The 18,024-nt window shown below is 62.4% G+C and carries 16 protein-coding genes; 10 read left to right on the forward strand and 6 right to left on the reverse strand.

Going from position 1 to position 18,024, the window contains the following annotated elements; translation table 11 throughout:
* Positions 1-148 precede the first annotated feature (148 nt).
* On the forward strand, positions 149-892 hold the full coding sequence (locus tag JWQ24_RS10000; protein WP_299807280.1) for a MetQ/NlpA family ABC transporter substrate-binding protein: 744 nt from the start codon (positions 149-151) through the stop codon (positions 890-892).
* A 19-nt stretch (positions 893-911) separates the two neighbouring features.
* Here JWQ24_RS10000 and JWQ24_RS10005 read toward each other — a convergent pair whose 3' ends face one another.
* From JWQ24_RS10005 to ssuD, 3 genes are read right to left on the reverse strand one after another with little or no spacing between them, the layout of a single operon-like run.
* Positions 912-1,484, reverse strand: coding sequence for an alpha/beta hydrolase (locus JWQ24_RS10005; RefSeq protein ID WP_299807168.1), 573 nt, complete (start codon positions 1,482-1,484; stop codon positions 912-914).
* A 29-nt stretch (positions 1,485-1,513) separates the two neighbouring features.
* Complete coding sequence (locus JWQ24_RS10010) at positions 1,514-2,902, reverse strand: LLM class flavin-dependent oxidoreductase (protein ID WP_299807170.1); 1,389 nt, start codon at positions 2,900-2,902, stop codon at positions 1,514-1,516.
* Positions 2,903-2,948: 46 nt separating this feature from the next.
* On the reverse strand, positions 2,949-4,106 hold the full coding sequence (gene ssuD, locus JWQ24_RS10015) for an FMNH2-dependent alkanesulfonate monooxygenase (RefSeq protein ID WP_299807172.1): 1,158 nt from the start codon (positions 4,104-4,106) through the stop codon (positions 2,949-2,951).
* 662 nt (positions 4,107-4,768) lie between these two features.
* Between ssuD and JWQ24_RS10020 the strand changes: the two genes are divergently transcribed.
* A complete protein-coding gene (locus tag JWQ24_RS10020) occupies positions 4,769-4,960 on the forward strand; it encodes a hypothetical protein (RefSeq protein WP_299807174.1) in 192 nt (63 codons plus the stop codon).
* 52 nt (positions 4,961-5,012) lie between these two features.
* On the opposite strand, the gene JWQ24_RS10025 is transcribed toward JWQ24_RS10020, so the two are convergent.
* Complete coding sequence (locus JWQ24_RS10025) at positions 5,013-5,945, reverse strand: ABC transporter substrate-binding protein (RefSeq protein WP_299807176.1); 933 nt, start codon at positions 5,943-5,945, stop codon at positions 5,013-5,015.
* 97 nt (positions 5,946-6,042) lie between these two features.
* A complete protein-coding gene (locus tag JWQ24_RS10030) occupies positions 6,043-7,014 on the reverse strand; it encodes a sulfonate ABC transporter substrate-binding protein (protein ID WP_299807178.1) in 972 nt (323 codons plus the stop codon).
* A 446-nt stretch (positions 7,015-7,460) separates the two neighbouring features.
* Between JWQ24_RS10030 and JWQ24_RS10035 the strand changes: the two genes are divergently transcribed.
* Positions 7,461-8,333: a hypothetical protein gene (locus tag JWQ24_RS10035; protein WP_299807180.1), complete on the forward strand. Its 873-nt coding sequence runs from the start codon at positions 7,461-7,463 to the stop codon at positions 8,331-8,333.
* Between the two features lie 45 nt (positions 8,334-8,378).
* Here the strand turns inward: JWQ24_RS10035 and JWQ24_RS10040 are convergent, their stop codons facing one another.
* A complete protein-coding gene (locus JWQ24_RS10040) occupies positions 8,379-8,624 on the reverse strand; it encodes a hypothetical protein (RefSeq protein WP_299807182.1) in 246 nt (81 codons plus the stop codon).
* On the opposite strand from JWQ24_RS10040, the gene JWQ24_RS10045 reads away from it, so the two are divergent.
* From JWQ24_RS10045 to JWQ24_RS10075, 7 genes are all read left to right on the forward strand, one after another.
* The gene (locus JWQ24_RS10045; protein WP_299807184.1) at positions 8,605-9,426 is read left to right on the forward strand and encodes a PhnD/SsuA/transferrin family substrate-binding protein; all 822 of its coding nucleotides are present in this window, start codon (positions 8,605-8,607) and stop codon (positions 9,424-9,426) included. The genes JWQ24_RS10040 and JWQ24_RS10045 overlap by 20 nt on opposite strands.
* A complete protein-coding gene (locus JWQ24_RS10050; protein WP_299807186.1) occupies positions 9,426-10,259 on the forward strand; it encodes an ABC transporter permease subunit in 834 nt (277 codons plus the stop codon). The genes JWQ24_RS10045 and JWQ24_RS10050 overlap by 1 nt, the downstream gene beginning before the upstream one ends.
* Positions 10,256-10,987, forward strand: a complete 732-nt coding sequence (locus tag JWQ24_RS10055) for an ABC transporter ATP-binding protein (protein WP_299807188.1) — start codon at positions 10,256-10,258, stop codon at positions 10,985-10,987. The genes JWQ24_RS10050 and JWQ24_RS10055 overlap by 4 nt, the downstream gene beginning before the upstream one ends.
* Before the next feature lie 749 nt (positions 10,988-11,736).
* Positions 11,737-13,257: an MFS transporter gene (locus tag JWQ24_RS10060; RefSeq protein ID WP_299807189.1), complete on the forward strand. Its 1,521-nt coding sequence runs from the start codon at positions 11,737-11,739 to the stop codon at positions 13,255-13,257.
* Positions 13,257-14,795, forward strand: a complete 1,539-nt coding sequence (locus JWQ24_RS10065; RefSeq protein ID WP_299807191.1) for an FGGY family carbohydrate kinase — start codon at positions 13,257-13,259, stop codon at positions 14,793-14,795. Before JWQ24_RS10060 ends, JWQ24_RS10065 begins: the two co-directional genes overlap by 1 nt.
* Before the next feature lie 3 nt (positions 14,796-14,798).
* Positions 14,799-16,475 carry a glycerol-3-phosphate dehydrogenase/oxidase gene (locus JWQ24_RS10070; RefSeq protein ID WP_299807193.1) on the forward strand — a complete coding sequence of 559 codons (1,677 nt, stop codon included), beginning with the start codon at positions 14,799-14,801 and terminating at the stop codon, positions 16,473-16,475.
* Positions 16,476-18,023 carry an FAD-binding oxidoreductase gene (locus tag JWQ24_RS10075; RefSeq protein ID WP_299807195.1) on the forward strand — a complete coding sequence of 516 codons (1,548 nt, stop codon included), beginning with the start codon at positions 16,476-16,478 and terminating at the stop codon, positions 18,021-18,023. It abuts the gene before it with no gap.
* Position 18,024 lies beyond the last annotated feature (1 nt).

An 18,024-nucleotide genomic window follows, 5' to 3' on the forward strand; every position in this document is an offset into this window, starting at 1 on the left:
GGAAGACGTTGCGGCGAGCGCGATACGGACGATCATGGCTTCTAAAAAGCGAGGAATCAGAATGATGAATGTTAAAGATAGGAGCCGAAGGTCTATACTGCGAACTGCCGCCGTTGCGGCGCTGCTGTTGACCGCCGCGATCGCGAGCATGCCGCCGGCCTGCGCGCAGGAGCCCTCCACCATTCGCGTCGGCGTCACCGCAGGTCCGCACGCCGAGGTGCTCGATGCCGTAAGAAAGGTCGCGGCCGAGCGCGGGCTGAACATCAAGGTCGTCGAATTCACAGATTACGTGTTCCCGAACCAGGCGCTGGCCAACAAGGATCTGGAGGCCAATTCGTTTCAGCACGAGCCGTACCTGAAGAACCAGATCGGCAAGACCGGCTGGAAGCTGGTCAAGGTCGCTTATACCACGGTGTCGCCGATGGGCTTCTACTCAAAAAAGTACAAGAGTTTTGCCGACGTCCCGTCGGGCGGCACCGTGGCGATCCCGAACGACCCGACCAACGGCGCACGTTCGCTGCAAATTCTGGTCGCCAATAATATCCTCAAGCTCCGCGACCCCGGCAACGTGACGGCGGGCATCACCGACATCTCGGAGAACCCGAAGAAGCTCAAGTTCGTCGAGCTTGACGCCGCGCAACTGGCGCGGTCGCTCGGCGATGTCGATGCAGCAGCGGTGAACAACAATTATGCGGTGCAGGCGGGTCTCGACCCCGTGCGCGACAGCCTGATCAAGGAGCCGCTGGAGAGCCCGTGGGTCAACATCATTGCGGTGCGCGAGGAGGACAAGGACAAGCCGTGGGTGAGGAAGCTGGTCGAGGCGTATCGCTCCGAGCCGGTGAAGCAGTTCATCCTGACGCGGTTCAAGGGCGCGTATTTGCCGGCATGGTGAGGCGCGAAGCCCGACACGGCTAGCCGGAACGACGGAACGGCTGCGGCCATGCGCGCTCTGCTGCAGTCGTAAGCCCATCGAACATGTCAAGTACGGCCGGCCACGGGCCGTACCCCGACGCGATGTTGATATGGCCGGCCGTTCCCGCATTGACGAAGTCCGATCCCCAGGCGGTCGCGAGGTCCCGGGCGTGCACAAGCGTCATGAAGGGATCGTTGACGCTTGCCACGACGATGCTGGGAAACGGCAGGCGCGCCGTCGGTATCGGCGCGAAGCTTCGAAGCAGTTCCGGTGTGTGGGCAGGTGAATCGACATCGGCGGGCGCCACCAGCAAAGCCGCGCGGATCGGCAGTTCCGAAAATCGCGACGCCGCATGGGCTGTCAGGATACAGCCGAGGCTGTGTGCAACGATGATCGCGCCCGGGGTGGCGACGGTCGCCAGGGCAAAACGCAGCAGCCATGCCTCGAGATCCGGCGTGTCCCAATCGTCCTGCTCGACCCGGCGAGCCTGCGGCAGCGATTCCTGCAGCCAGCTCTGCCAGTGGCCCTCTGGCGAGCCGTTCAGTCCAGGAATGATCAGCGCTGGTGTCATGCCGGATGCCGTCCTGCTGTGATCGAATGTTACTCCGCGGCGATGGCGACCTGCGGGTCGTGGCGATACAGGCTGGCCGGATGCGGCGTCGTGAGACGCGCGCCTTGACCGAACAGTTTTTCGCGAAAAGTCCCAGGTGCGTACGTCTGCTTGTAGAGGCCGCGCCGCACCAGCTCAGGCACCAGCAGATCGACGATGTCCTCGAAGCTCCCCGGCGAGATCGCGAAAGCGAGATTCAGTCCGTCCACGTCGGTCTGCGCCACCCACGTCTCGATCGCGTCGGCGACTGATTCCGGCGTGCCGACGATGACCGGGCCGATGCCGCCGATGCCGACATGCTCGGCGACCTCGCGCACGGTCCAGGTGCGGTCGGGGTCAGCGCGCGTGATATTGTCCATCGCCGTGCGGCCGGCCTCGTTGTGGACGTGGCGCACTTCCTGGTCGAGGTCGTAGGTCGAGAAATCGACGCCGGTCCAGCCGGACATCAGCGTCAGCGCGCCCTCGTGGTTGATGTAGCGTTTGAGGTCGGCGTGCTTGGCCGCGGCCTCCGCTTCGGTGTGGCCGAGGATCACCGTCATCATGCTGAACATCAGGATAGCGCGCGGATCGCGGCCGGCTTCCACGGCGAACGTGCGGATCGCCGCGACGCGCGGTGCGATCACCTTGGCGGAGGGGCCGGACATGAAGACACATTCGGCGTGCTGGGCCGCGAACAGTTTTCCGCGCAGCGACGTGCCGGCCTGGAACAGCACCGGCGTTCGCTGCGGCGAGGGCTCGCTGAGGTGGATGGCATCGACCTTGTAATTCTCGCCGTCGTGCCGGACCCGATGCACCTTCGATGGATCCGTGAAGATCCCGCGTGCTCTGTCGCGCAGCACGGCGTCGTCCTGCCAGCTTCCCTCCCACAGTCTGTAGACAACCTCCATGTACTCTTCCGCAACGTCGTAGCGGTCGTCATGGGCTTTCTGCTGATTTTTTCCGGCGCCCTTGGCGGCGCTGTCGAGATAGCCGGTGACGATGTTCCAGCCGATCCGTCCTTCGGTAAGGTGATCCAGCGTCGACATCCGGCGCGCGAAAGGGTAGGGCGGCTTGTAGGACAGCGTACACGTCACGCCGAAGCCGAGATGTTCGGTGACGGCGGCCATCGCGGAGACCAGCAGCAGGGGATCGTTGACCGGCACCTGCGCCGCATTGCGCAGCGCCGCGTCAGGGCTGGCGCCGAACACGTCGTAGACGCCGAGCACGTCGGCCAGGAACAGCGCATCGAATCGGCCACGCTCCAGCGTTTTGGCGAGATCGATCCAGTACGACAATTTGTTGTAGTCGCTGGTTCGGTCCTGCGGATGGGTCCACAGCCCCGGCGACTGGTGCGCGACGCAATTCATGGCAAAGGCGTTCAGGCGAATTTCTTTTGTCATGCGCGTTCCCCTTAATTTGTTGCCGTCCACCGATGGATGGCGGCTTTCAGGATGCGCTCTCCGAACGAGACGCGGCGAGCGGCTCGCCAAACGGTCCGGTGTTGGCGCGCTGCGGTGTCTTGCTTCCATGCCGGCGGATCGAGAGCAGCGGGAAAACCAGCTCGGCGAAGCGATAGGCCTCTTCGAGGTGCGGGTATCCGGACAGGATGAACGTATCGATGCCGATGTCCTGATACTCGCGAAGCCGTGCGGCGACGGTGGCGGGATCGCCGACCAGGGCCGTGCCGGCGCCGCCGCGCACCAGCCCGACACCGGCCCAGAGGTTCGGGCTGATCTCCAGTTTGTCGCGTCGCCCGCGGTGCAACTGCGCCATGCGCTGCTGCCCGACCGAATCCATGCGGCCGAGAATTTTTTGCGCGGATGCAATGGTCTCGTCGTTGAGGTGGTGGATGAGGCTGTCGGCGGCTTTCCACGCGGCCTCATTGGTTTCGCGAACAATGACGTGCAGCCGGATGCCGAAGGACAGTTTGCGGCCGCGCCTGGCGGCCGCCGCCCTGACTCGGGCTACCTTTTCCGCGACTTGCGTCGGCGGTTCGCCCCATGTCAGATATTTGTCGACGGTATCCACCGCGACATCGATGCCGGCGTCGGACGAGCCACCGAAATAGAGCGGCGGATGCGGCGACTGCACCGGCGGATAGAGGATGCGGCCATCCTCGATCGTGATGTGTTTGCCGCGGGTGTTGACCGACTTGCCGGCCAGCAGGTCGCGATACACATTGAGAAACTCGCGGGTCACGACGTAACGCTCGTCATGATCGAGAAAGATGCCGTCGCCGCGGTTCTCGATGGGGTCGCCGCCGGTCACGACATTGATCAGCAAGCGACCATTGGTCAGCCGGTCAAGCGTCGCAGTCATCCGCGCCGCGACGCTCGGCGATTGCAGGCCGGGCCGAACGGCGACGAGATAGCGCAGCCGCTCGGTCCACGGCGCGATCGACGAAGCGACCACCCAGGAATCCTCGCAGGAGCGGCCGGTCGGCAGCAGCACGCCGAAATAGCCGAGCCGGTCTGCCGCCAGCGCGATTTCGCGCAGATAGCCGAAATCAACATCACGGCTGCCTTCGGTCGTGCCGAGATAATGTCCGTCGCCGCTGGTCGGCAAAAACCACAGGATGTCTGGAACTGGGGGGGCGGCGCTCATGGTTGGTTCCTGTCGATGCCGGACGGCGAATGCAATGGCAATCATTCGCATCGCGCGCGGTCGCAGGTGGCATTAGAACGCAATCACAGGATGATGCGGAATTCCAAATTGACGGTGTCCAAGGGGCAATCATTCTGCCGGGGTCCATCGAGAGAGAACTCCTGTACCGCGAAGAATATCTAACGGTAGCGCGAGAAGTCGGCGGGCGTTATCAGCGCCTGCGCAGAGCAAACGTGTCGCCGGGATCATCGACTCAAACAACTTGGAACGGGCTGAGGATTGGACGTCAGCGCGAAGAATATGCGTTTGGCATGCGGATGGTGCACAGGCAGTCTGTTGTCAGCACGGCACCTTGCAAAGAAGTACTATTTTACTTCCGGCATGTTGACTTCGTGACGTGGCTGCGCCGAAGTAGCTCGCGTTGATCGGCTTGATCAGTGCAAGACAATGATTTTTCCGCGCCGTTGGATGACTAATCCAGCCGCTTTGGAGAGTTCGATGATGTTGCGGTTGACCGGCCCGTATGAGTTCGAATTAGCAGGCGCGTTTCGCTGCCGGCGTTCGGCTGTGACCGGATTGTGTCGACGATCCATTATCTGAATTCCATCCGACTCACTTAGTTCAGTATTCAAGGCGCCGGCCCGGCCGGCGAAGGAGATTCCATGTCGAAGGCATTTGTTATCGAGGTTCGCTCGGACGCTGCCGGCATTGTCGTCCATGATGGAAGGCATTACCGCTTTTTTGCGGCGACCTATGAATTCGACGATCTGGAAGGCCGCGATTTTCGTTCTCCCGCCGCGGCGCAGCGCGCTGTGCAGGCGCATATTGCTTCCCTGGATCACAGGCGCGCATAGGTCGCATGATGCTGCCGCCGCGTCAGGCCGCGCCCACCGGGCGCGGCCTGGTTCAGGCCAGCCCGCCGTCGAAGCTGCGATCCCAATACGGTTTGACGTCGACCGGTGCGTCGAAAACGCCGGTCTTGGTGAAGACGTCCGCGACCTCCTGATGGCTGCCGATCGCCTCGGTGCTGGTGGATATCAGGGAATAATCCTGGTTGCGATTGTTGAAGAGTTCGAGGATCGCATCGACCGGCACTGCGGTATCCCGTGATTGCGCGGCGGCATAGGTGGGGTAGTTGGTATTGCTCCAGGCGTAAGCATGCTTCAGCCGCAACAGAAAATCGGCCAGCGCGGCGTGCCGCAGGGGATCGTCAATCGCTTTCGGATTGGCCGAGATCAGGAAGTTGCCGGACAGGTATCCGACCGCCGTCTTCAGGGTGCCGGCACCGAACTTGGTGCGCGCCAACTGCCCGTTATAGCCCCAGATCGCCCAGGCATCGAGATCGCCGCGCGAGAAGGCGGACAGGCCGTCGGTCGGCGCCAGATGGACCGCCTGGATGTCGTTGAACGACAGCCCGGCTTCGGCGAGTTGCTTGTAAAGGTAGTAATGCGAGGTCGTGCCGCGCACATAGCCGACGCGTTTTCCCTTCAGATCGGTGATCTTGCGGATCTGGCTGTCTTTCTGCACGAAGGTGCCCTGATTGTTGAGGTCCTCGCGATAGACCGCGATGAACTTGACGCGCGCGCCGGATTTGGCTGCGAAGGCCGCCGAGGTTTCGCTGCCGGAGCCGAAATCAAGGGCATCGACATTGATGCCTTCGATGTGCTGGACACCTGAATTGAATTCCTTCCAGTCGATCTTGTAGGGCGTCGTCGCCAGGCCGGCGGTCTCCAGCAAGGTCTTGTGCAGGCCTTTGTAATAAGCAACGCGCAGGGTAACGCCGGACAGGTCGGGCGTTGTGGCCGCTCGTAGTGCGGAGGGCGCGAGGGTGGCGGCCATGCCGGCCCCTAACGTTGTGCGCAATAGCCTTCGTCGGGTGATCGAATGTTCCATCATGTCTCCGTGGACGTCTTTGCTGGTTTGTGTCGATTCCGACCTAGGAGCCCGGCTTCTTGACCGCGTCAGAGACGACAATCGGCTTCGGGATCAGACCGAGCGTCAGAAACGTGTCGGCGAGCTTTTGCTGATCGCCAATGACCTGCGGATCGATCGGCTTGATGCCGTAGGACTGTCGCTTCAGCGCCACTTCGAGCACCGGCACCGGCAGCCCCACCGACGGACTCAACTGTTCGGCGACCGCCTTGATGTCGGTCTTGGCCCATTCGTCGACTTCGCGCAGACCGTCGAGGATGGCATCGACGATCTGCGGACTGCTCTCCTGGAATTTCTGGGACGAGAAGTAGAACTGGTGGTTGGCCACAGTGTCCGTGCCGTCGCTCAGCGTTCTCGCCTCAGCCTGGGCCTCGGCTGCGGCCTGGAACGGATCCCAGATCGCCCAGGCATCGACCGCGCCGCGCTCGAACGCCGCGCGCGCATCGGCGGGCGCGAGAAAAACGGGCGTGATGTCTGCATATTTGACGCCGGCCTTCTCCAGTGCCTTTACCAGGAGATAGTGGACGTTCGATCCCTTGTTGAGCGCGACCTTCTTGCCCTTCAGATCCGCGACGGATTTGAGCGGACTGTCCTTCGGCACCAGAATGGCCTCGCCCTTCGGCGCTGGCGGCTCATAAGCGACGTAGCGGATCGGCGCGCCGGCTGCCTGCGCGAAGATCGGCGGCGCCTCGCCGGTGTTGCCAAAATCGAGCGCGCCGACGTTGATGGCTTCCAGCAATGGCGGGCCGGACGGAAACTCGACCCACTTCACGCCGAAGCCGAGCGCCTTGAGTTTCGGCTCCAGACTTCCCTTGCTCTTGAGCAGGACGAGTTTGCCGTATTTCTGGAAGCCAACGCGAACGACGTTCTCCTGTGCATTTGCTGCGCGCGAGAAAAATCCCGCGCCGGATGTCGCAGCAATGACACCTACCGCGGCGGCGAGCGCCAGTTTGAACACAATGCGACGTTGTCTCATCTGAGGTCCTCGATATTCAAAGTGAACCGATCGCCGCTGCATCTGCTGCGATAATAAAATCGCTGCGCCGCGGAATGTTGCCTGAGAAAGCTAGGGCGTGGCATCGCGCTCGGTCAATTCCATATTCATTTGCTGCATTGGGCGATAACTATCGCCGCGACCGCCGCCGCAGGCGAAAATAACTCATCCAGATTCTCAACGGTCTCGTTAATGTGGTGCCAGTGCAGCAGGCAATCCGCTGACTAGTCGCGATCGTTCGATCGTAATGCCGGAAAGACATTCTCCACTGCGCGGGTGAAGTCGCCCATTCGTTTCGATTGCGCCCGCCAATTCGAAAGCACTCTCTCGAAGTCATGTCCTAGCCTTCGGCCTTGTCACTGCGCCGCTGTTGCCGGCGCTGCTCATGAAGCAGCCCATCGGTACGCGCCGCCAACCCGAGGTACAACATGGCGTCCGTCAACGATCTCGTTACGAAAATCCGCATTTCACCGAACCCGCCGGTATTCGATCTCCCGGTTCTTGTCGCGCTCGAGCATGGCCTGTTCACCAAGGCCGGCCTCGATGTCGATTACTCCGTGAAATACGGCGATCACGACAAGCTCGAGCACGACGTGCTCAAGCGCCAGAAGGAGGCGTTGTTCGAGGCCGGCTCCGCCGAGAGCTTCAATGTCTGCGAGTGGGGTGGCATCGATCGGCTAGAGCGCGGCGCTGGCCGCGGCAAGATCGCTGCTCTGCGGCCTGCCATTGCAGCGCAGGCGATCGTGTCGTTCGATGCCCAGTTGCAGTCGCCGCGTGACTTGGCGGGCGTCGCCATTGGCATCAACGACTTCACGGGATCGCATTACACGACGATCGGCCTGCTCGAAGGCGCCATCCCGAAAGACGAGATCGTCACGACGCATATCGGTGCGCCGGAGGTGCGGCTGCAGGCGATGAAAGAGGGCAGGGTCCGCGCCGTCACGGTGATGGAGCCGTTCATCAGCCTGGCGCTGAAGCAGGGCGCGCACCTGATCGCGCTGACGTTCTATCGCGGGGCGGAGATCGTATCGCCGGATCTGCAGCCGCTCGATCTCGATCGATATTTCAAGGTTCTGGATCAGGCCGTCGACCTGATCAACGCCGACTTCAAGCGCTACGCCCATTACATCGTGGCGATTGCCAAGGATGACATCAGCCCGGAGGAACTCGACGGGCGCTTCGTGCGCTACACGCACGCGCAGCGCTATTCGCCGGAGCTGTTCGATCCGGCCTATCACTGGATGAAGGACCGCGGCTTCACCGATGGGCGCAACAGCCACGACACCCTCGTCGTTTCCTGATCGTACTGCCGTCGGGCCACGGTGCCCGACGGCATCCACTTTGAGTCACAGAGAACGAGACGCGGACATGAGTTCAAACGACAACAGGCGTACAGCATCCCGCTTGCCGACACGCCGGAACGTGCTGGCAGGCATCGCCGGGCTTTCCACCGCGCCGCTGGTGTTCAGCCCCGCCGTTGCCGCATCGAGGCCGACGGTGAACATCACTTTGCCGACGCCCGGCAGCGCAGGCTCAATCTGGAGGGCGGCGATATCCACGCTGCCGTCGTCGTTGAGTTCGGACTTCGACATCAACTGGGTCGCCGGCGATCCCGGCCAGATGCAGGTGCAGCTTGCCGCCGGGTCGCTCGACGTCGGCGTGTTCGGTGCGATCGGGCTGGCGACGCTGGCACGCAAGGGCAGCGAAATCACGCTGTTCGGTCCCGCGCTCAACAATCACGGCCGCATCATCGTCAAGGCCGACAGCCCGTTCCGCAAGCCAGCAGATCTGGTCGGCAAGAAGATCGCCACTCAGCCGAAGACCACCGAAACCTATCAGCAGGCCCGGCTCGCGCTGTCGCTGATCGGCATCGACATCGAACGCGATTTTGAGGTGTTCTTCGGGCCGCCGACGGCCAATCTGGCACTTTTCGACCGCGGCGACGTCGATGCCGTCATCGTCGTAGAACCAACGGCGACGCGCGCCGTGGGCTCTGGCGCGCGCGAACTCGCCCGGATTGGCGATATCTGGCGGGACGGATCCGGTTCGTCTGCCGCGCCGTTTCTCGTCGGCCTCGCCGCCAACAAGACGTGGCTGACCGCAAACCGCAGTATCGCGAGCTCCGTCTCCCGGCTTTTCGCGGCGGCCAACGGCGCCCTGCAGGACAATCCAAAGCTGTTCGTCGAACATGCGGGAGAAATGGGCCTGCGGCCGAAGGAGGCCACTGCGATCGGCCTGCTGCCGGTGAGGCTTGCCGATGTCTACCCCACCGAATGGGATCAGAGCGTCTGGAGCGCGATCGACAAGCAAATCGAGGTCGCCGTGAAACTTGGTCTGCTGGATGCTGTCCCAAACCGTCCGCTGTATGACGGCCTCGCGCTCGGAAAGGCGTAATGGCCGACCTGGTGCAAGGGCAGGCCGCCGAGCCGCGGTCGGCAACAAGCTCGGTTGCCGGCTCGGGAGTTCGGCGCATCGCAGTTCTTGGGCTGCCGTCGGTCCTGTTCTGTCTTTGCCTGCTGGCACTCTGGGAAACCATGGCGCGCCTGACCGCCAGTCCGCTGGTGCCGGATGTCGGCGAGATTGCAGGCGAGGTCTGGCGACTGGCGCTCGGCGGCTTCGCTCTCCGTCAGATCGGAATCACGCTTGGACGGATCGTCGTGGGGTTCGGCGTTGCCTTCGCGATCTCACTGGTGGTCGGCATCGCTGCGGGACTAAGCCCGGCGTTCCGGCGGTTCTGCGATCCCGCCATCATCCTCGGCCTCACCGTTCCCGGCCTTGTCTGGGCGCTGCTGTGCGTGATCTGGTTCGGCGTCAGCCTCGCCACCCCCGTCGTGGCGATCGCATTGGGTGTGGCTCCGGTGATGATCCTGCACGTGCTGCAGGGCATGCGCGCGGTCGACTCCGAGATTGTGGAAATGGCGCATGTGTTCAAGCTTTCGACGCGCGACAGGCTCGTCCACATCTGGATCCCCAGCCTGATCCCGCATCTGATCGGTGGCGCGCGGGTCGGGCTGTCGCTGGGATGGAAGGTAATCGTGCTGGTCGAACTGTTCGGCCTCTCGAACGGCGTCGGCTACCAGTTGAACTCCGAGTTCAGCTCGCAGAATGTCGCCGGCGTGCTCGCCTGGACCATCGTATTCTGGGCGGTGATGGTGGCGATCGAATACGGCATCCTGCAATCGCTGGAACGGCACTTTTCAGCATGGCGCCGGATTCCAGAACTATGACGGCGGTGATCACGTTCTCGGGGATTGGCAAAAGCTTTACGCGCCATAATTCCGGCCGTCGCGAAAATGTGCTGCACGATTTCGATCTTGAGATCGAGGCGGGCGAACTGGTCGCGTTTGTTGGGCCATCCGGCGTCGGCAAGACCACGCTGCTGCATATCGCCGCCGGGCTGGAACGCCCCGATCATGGCCTCATCGATACCGGCCGTGGCGGGCCTCCGCGTCGCCTCGGCATGGTGTTTCAGCAGCCGCGGCTGCTGGACTGGCGAACGGTACGCGCCAATGTCGATCTGGTGTCGAAGGCGGCCGGCAGGGATACGGCACGGACGAATCGGCTGCTGACGCAGGTCGGCTTGCAGGATTATGCCGATGCCTATCCCGGTGCGCTCTCCGGCGGCCAGCGTCAGCGCGTCGCCATCGCGAGGGCGTTTGCGATCGAGCCGGAAATACTCTTGCTCGACGAGCCGTTCAGCGCGCTCGACGAACTGACTGCGCGGCGGCTGCGCATTCTCATGCAGGACATGTGGCTGGAGGCGCCGCCGACCGGCCTGCTGGTGACGCACAACATGCTGGAGGCCGCTTTTCTGGCCGACAGGATCGTCGTGCTCGGCGGCAAGCCCGCCCGCACCATCGCGACGATCGAGGTAGATCTTCCGCGACCCCGCGATCCCGAAGACCCGCGTTTGTTCGACGTGCATCGCCGCGTGATGTCGCTTCTCTCGCAGTAGATAAAAATCTGTCGGCGAAAGATGCAGGAGATATCGAGCGCATCTTCGAGCGATACACGCGGTGCGATAACAAAGAATAGTTCGCCGCGTGCGGCCGTATTATCGGCAATTACTGACTTTACTCCAAAGGAAATTTGAAAATCGCTGCGCTTTCGAAATTTTCTCAATCTGCATAGTCTTGCTACACATTGAGCGACAGCATGGAGCTGGCGCCGAACGAAAAGATCCATTAATGAAATCGCAGAACATCGCGGTCACCGCGCGCCGGGTCACGTCCGCACCTCCTGGATCCCGGCGCGAAAATCCTGCGATATCACCGATGCCGGACATCCGATTAAGAAAACGGAACATTGAATACGGAACGCGGTTGCATTCCTGTTTGCCGTTTTGATGTGCATGGTGTGCTTCGCTACTTGTCGCGCGATGCATCATGTGTCGGCGCTCGCTGGCATCAAAAGATACCTTCGACGACTCGGCAGAATACGTTCGGTGAGGTCGTAGCTCGCATTCGCAAGAACTGCCGACCCTTGCGCGCAAAACGGGGGAGCGGGTTTTTCTCGCAGGCAACTTCGTCGGCATGCCGGAGTCGCGGCATGCGACGATGTCATGCGATGTGGCCGATGCTCACTGCGTCCCGCGCACCAAGATACGCACAGGTTAGAACGGCGCGTTGAACGACGCTGTTTGACAACCGGAAACCGCCGACATAGGTTGCTTGGACAGAAGCAAGATTTAAGACTGTCTGTAAGATGGTCACCTTGCTTGTGGTTTTTTTGCTGACCCCCTTACAGATTCAAAAAATTCTGGGGAGGTTAGCAATGCAATCCAACACACTAAAAATTCGCGGCATCGACGATGTACTTGCGTACATCGATTCGCGTACCGGTATTTCCGGTAGGGCGGGCGTCATCTGGTGGCTGGCCCTTGGCGGCCTTTTCCTCGACGCATTTTCAAACTCAGCCCTGAGCGCCGGCCTCGGTCCCATGACGCGGGACCTTCATCTCGCCGCCGCGCAAGTTGCTCTCATGACCTCTTTCGCCTCGTGGGTGGCGATCGCCTTCAATCCGATCGGTGGCTGGATGGCCGATCGTTGGGGCCGTGTGCGTCCGCTGATCCTGGCGAAAGTGTTCGCCATCACCGGCGCGGCCCTCGTGATGTTCGCCTCGAATTTCGAAACCATCCTCGTCGGTCGCTTCTTCGTGGGCGCCGCCTACGGCATCGATTTCGCCATCGCGATGGCCGTGCTTGCTGAATTCACGCCGGTTCGTTTCAAGAGCCGTCTGAACACCTGGCAGGGCATGTGGTACACCGCCGTCTGCAGCAACCTGCTGCTGGCGATGCTGTTCTACTCGTGGAACGTCGGCGATTCAATCTGGCGTTACTCCGTGGCTGCCACGGCTGTCGTCGCCGTCGTCGTGCTTGTTCTGCAGTACGTATACCTGGTGGAAAGCCCGGTCTGGCTTGCCCGCAAGGAACGTCTCGTCGAAGCGGCCAAGGCCATGACCCGCATTTACGGACAGACCTTCGTGGCGGCTCCGGTCGAAGAGCGCATTCCGGTCGCCAACCAGGCTCGCCGTGGTCTGGCTAACGTGCTGCTGATCTTCCGCGGCGTCTACCTGCCGCGTACGATCCTGGCGGCGACCGTCCAGATTGGCCAGTCCATCCAGTACTTCGCGGTCGGCTGGTATCTTCCGCTGATCAGTGCGGCGATGTTTGGCAAGGACTTCATCTGGGCAACGCTCGGCGCGCTTCTGTTCAACGTGTTCGGCATCTTCGGTGGGTTCATGTCGCCGACGATCGGCAAGAAGCTGGGCCTGCGTCGTGCTTCGGCCTTCGGATTTGCGGCCGTGTTCGTCATGCTGCTCATTCTGGGTCTGTTCAGTGACAAGCTGCCGATCTGGCTTGCTGCTTTCGTGCCGTGCCTGTTCATCCTGTTCCATTCGGGCGGTCCCGGCGCGAACGGCAAGAGCCTTTCCTCGCTGTCATTCCGCGGCGAACTGCGGGCTGGTGCCAACGGTGTGATCGGCGCCATGGGATCGATCGGTGCAGCCGTTGGCTTGCTGGTGTTCCCGCTGTTCAGGGAATGGTACGGTCTCAACCAGACGTTCCTGATCCTGTCGGCCGTTCCGTTCATCGCCAGCGTCATCTGCTTCTCGATCAAGTGGGATCCGACGCGGACGACGATCAACCCGGACAACGAACCCGATGCGCCGCAGTTCGAAGGCGATAAGGTGAAGGCTCCGCTGAAGCCCGTGGTCGCGAGCGCCTGATGAGTGACGCCCGGGAAGATGTGATCCTGGCGATCGACGAGGGAACGTCCGGCACCCGTGCCGCGACGGTCTCTCGCGACGGCCACGTATCCTGTCTGGAATACCTGCCGTTGCAGGTCGATACGCCGCGACCCGGCGTCGTCGAGCAGGACGCGAACGCCATCCTCGACAAGACGGTGGCAGCGTGTCTGGCGACGATTTCGCAGGCGGCAAGCGAGGGCAAGCGCATCGTTGCGCTTGCTATCGCCACGCAGCGAGCAACGGCCGTGCTGTGGGACAAGAATACCGGGCGGGCACTCGTGCCCGCCATGGTCTGGCAAGATTCGCGATATGTCGGCGCGCTGGATCTGCTCGCACCGACCTGGGACAAGATCCTGTCCCGGCAGGTCGGGCGGCCCGGCGGCGTGCGCTCACCCTATATCTGGGCGGCGCGGCACATCGCGGAGACGCCTGCCATCGCGCAGGCGTTTGCCGAGGGGCGGCTGTGCTTCGGCACGGTCGATACCTGGCTGCTGTGGCACCTGTCGAGCGATCGGATCCATGTCACGACCCCGACGAATGCGACCTCTGCCGGCGCCTACGTGCTGGCTGAGCACCGCTATCAACTCGACTGGCTCGACGCACTGAAATTTCCGCACTCGTTGCTGCCGGAAATCCGTTCTGACGCGGACGACTTCGGACGGACCAATTCCAGCCTGCTCGGCATCGATGTGCCGATCCTGGCCAGCATGGGCGACCAGCACGCCGGCGCGATCGGGTTGGGGTGTCTGGATCGCGGACAATCCATGTGCATCCACGGCACCGGCAGCTTCGTCGACCTCGTCATCGGCGCGGCTCAGCCGTCGAATGTCGGGCTCTACAGCGGCACGATGACGATGGTGGCGCGCCGCGCCCACGATACGTCGCACTTTGCCGTCGAAACCTTTGTGGCGACCACCGGATCCGCGCTTGATTGGGTCTGCGAGAAGCTTCACTGGTTCGAAAATGCGACCGAGATCAGCCGTTTTGCGGCAGAGGCAAAGTCGGCGCGCGGCGTGACGTTCCTGCCGGCGCTCACAGGATTGCGCGTGCCGGAGATGCAGCCCAATGCGCGGGCGTCGCTCACCGGCATCTCGATGGCATCGACGCGCGCGGAAATCGCTTTCGCAATCCTCGAAGGCATCGCGCACTCCGTGGCGACCTGTCTTACGTCTAACGAGGAAGTGTCCGGCGTGGACGTCTCCGAATTGATTGTGGGCGGGGGATTGTCAGCCAGCGATACGCTTCTGCAGATTCAGGCCGACCTCATTGGCGTGCCAATCCGGCGCAAGCCGAACACCGCACGCGCGACGCTGCGGGGCGCAGCCTATCTCGCGGGTTCGTCTGGCCTTTTGTGGGACGCCATCCCACGCGACGAGGGCTCAAGCTCTGAAGAACAGGTTTTCGAACCCGCCATCAGCGCCGACCAGCGCAAGGAGCGGCGTGCACTCTGGCATTCGCGCGTGAAGTCGGAACTCGAACACGCCGGCACCTTCGGCGCTGGTCAATCGGAGTACTGATCGATGAATTTTCTTCCATCATTGAAGCCCAGCCGCGACCGCGCGGCGATGACGGGCGTCGAGCCGCAAAAATTTGATCGCAAAGAGAATCTCGATCGTCTCGAAAGCGACCGGTTCGACATCCTCATCATCGGCGGCGGTGTAACCGGCGCCTATTCCGCGATGGATGCGGCGCTGCGCGGATTCCGCGTGGCGCTGGTTGAGAAGGACGATTTCGCGTCCGGCACGTCGTCGAAATCCTCGAAGATGGTCCACGGCGGCCTGCGTTACATCGAGCAAGGCAATCTTGGCCTGGTGCGTCATTCTCTGCTCGAGCGTCAGCGGCTCCGCCGCAACGCAAGCCATCTCGTGCAGCGCCTTCCGTTCCTGTTTCCGATCATGGAAAAGGCCGGTGTGTTCGACAAGCGCTTCGCCAAGGCGTTCGAGGGCCTGTTGTGGACCTACGATCTCGCCGGTGGCTGGCGTGAAGGCGTGTTGCACCAGCGGTTGAGCAAGGCAGAGGTGCTTTCGCATTGTCCTACCTTCAAGGAGGACGATCTGATGGGCGGGTTGATGTATTTCGACGCTCGCGTCGATGACGCCCGCCTGACGCTGAATCTCGCCCGCACCGCGGCCTTTCATGGCGCGACCATCGTGAACCACACGAAGGCCGTCGAGATCACCCGCGATGCGCGCGGCAAAGTGGACGGCGCTATCGTTCAGGCGGGCGACCGCGAAATTCAGGTAAGGGCGGCGGTCGTCGTGATGGCGACAGGCGTCTGGCTCCGGGATTGGAGCGGCATCAAGAAGGGCGAGGCCAAGACGCTTGAGATCAGGCCGGCGAAGGGCGTGCACGTCGCCGTTCCCTGGCTGAAAATTCGCAACGATTGCACCGTCACCATTCCGGTGCCGGGGCGTAGCCGACGCGCCACCATTACCCGATGGGGCAACGTCTCCTATCTCGGTACGACCGACGAAGATTACACGGGTGATCTCGACGACGTGCTGTGCACGCGCGAGGAACTCGACTTTCTTCTGGAGGGAGCGCGCTCCGCACTGAAGACCGATATTGCTCCGGAAGACGTCGTCGGCAGCATTGCCGGCTGCCGTCCGCTGGTGGCGCCTCCCGGTGGCAAGACGCTGGAGATCAAGCGCAACCACAAGATCGATATCGCGGCGGACGGCCTCGTTACGGTCGTCGGCGGAAAACTCACGACATCGCGCCACATGGCCGAAGAAACCATCGACGCCGCGCAGAAGGTGATCAGCAAAAAAGCCGGATGCTCGACCAAGAAGGCCTATTTGCTGGGCGCGCCCGGCTACGACTCGCAGGCCATCGTGGCCTCCGGCGGCATGCAGGCGCATCTCGGCGAACGCTACGGCACTGAAGCGCGTTTCGTCAGCGACATCCTTCAGGCTGACGAGAAGCTTGCGACGCCGATCGTCGAGGGCCTTCCGCACAGCGAGGCGGAGGTGGTCTACGCCATCCGTCACGAGATGGCCGGCAGCATCGACGACGTGCTGTCGCGCCGGATGCGGGCCCGCTTGATGGCGCGCGACGCGTCCGCGCGAGCGGCGCCCCGCGTCGGCGAAATCCTCAAGTCCGAACTCGGGCTTTCAGACCAGTCTGTTGCGGATCAGGTGAGGACGTACCTCGCCAGTGTCGCGCATGAGAAATCAGTTCTAATGGGAGTTAAATAGATGCTTAGTAAAGATGCAATCCGCCGTGGCTACAACCGTGGCAATTATGTCGTCGGTGCCCACACGCCGCCGGCTTTCGTGGCGCGCCTGACGGGTCCGTCCACGACGCCCGGTTTGCAGCGTGATCCGATTGTTGTCAGTGCCGATGTCGTGGCGCTGCTGCGTGCCGCCGCCGACGAGGTGATGACGGACGCCGCCGATGTGGTGGCCTGGACCCGCGACTGGTGGGCCGGATCGATGGTCACCGAGACCGCGGGCAAGCCTGCCACGCCGAACGGCGTCATCGTCAAGGTGTCGACCGTCAAGCAGGTTCAGGCGGTCATGCGCATCGCCAACAACGCGTCAATTCCGCTCACGGTTTCGGCCGGGCGCAGCAATGTCACCGGCGCGGCGTTGCCGGTTCGTGGCGGCATCGTTCTCGACCTCTGCGAGCTGAACAAGCTCGTTAGCTTCGATGCGGACAGCCAGATCGTTGAAGTCGAAGCCGGCATGTTCGGCGATGTCTTCGAAGAGATGATCCAGCGCGACTACAAGATGACGATGGGCCACTGGCCGTCGTCCTTCGCGATCAGCACCGTCGGCGGCTGGGTCGCCTGCCGCGGCGCCGGCCAGCTTTCCACGCGCTATGGCAAGATCGAGGACATGGTGTTCGGTCTGGACGTCGTTCTCGCGGACGGCAGCCTGATCACGATCGGCGACTATTCGCGCGCAGCACTTGGTCCCGACCTGCTTCAGCTGTTCATCGGCTCCGAGGGCACGCTGGGCATCGTTGTTCGCGCCCGCCTGAAACTGCACCGCCTGCCGGACTACGGCCGCGCCATCGCCTACGGTTTCAAGACCTTCGCGATTGGTCTGGAAGCCTGCCGGCAGATCATGCAGCGCGGCGCCAATCCGGCTGCACTGCGGCTGTACGACAATCTCGAGAGCGGCGTTCAGTTCGGTCTGCCGGACAGCAACGTGCTTCTGATCGCCGATGAAGGCGCGCAGGAGATGGTCGATGCCGTGATGACGATCAGCCAGAAGGCCTGCGAGGAACTCGGCGAGAAGCTCGACGACGCCGTCATCCTGGAGCGTTGGCTGGACACCCGCTACCTGACCGGCAAGAGCGCCGAAGGCTTCAAGCCCAGCCCGGGTTTCGTCGCCGATACGCTCGAGATGAGCGGCCGGTGGAGCGATCTGCCGGCGATCTACGACGAGGTGGTTGCGGCCATCAATGCCGTCCCGGGCACGCTCGCCGGCTCGGCGCATCAGTCTCACGCCTATGTGGACGGCGCCTGCCTTTACTTCTCTCTGCGCGGAGAAGTTGCAGTCGAGAAGCGCGGCGAGTGGTACCGCGCCGCCTGGGACGCGGCGAACGCGGTTCTGATCAAGTACCGCGCTGCCCTCAGCCATCACCACGGCATTGGATTGCTGCGCGCGCCCTACATGGCCGAATCGCTGGGAACGGCGTTCCCGGCATTGCAGACCGTGAAACATGCGTTCGATCCGAAGAACATTCTCAATCCGGGAAAGCTTGGACTGAGTGACAATGTGTCTTCTTCCTCGTAAA

Source organism: Tardiphaga sp. (assembly GCF_028290495.1).
In the GTDB taxonomy this organism is placed as follows: Bacteria; Pseudomonadota; Alphaproteobacteria; order Rhizobiales; family Xanthobacteraceae; genus Tardiphaga.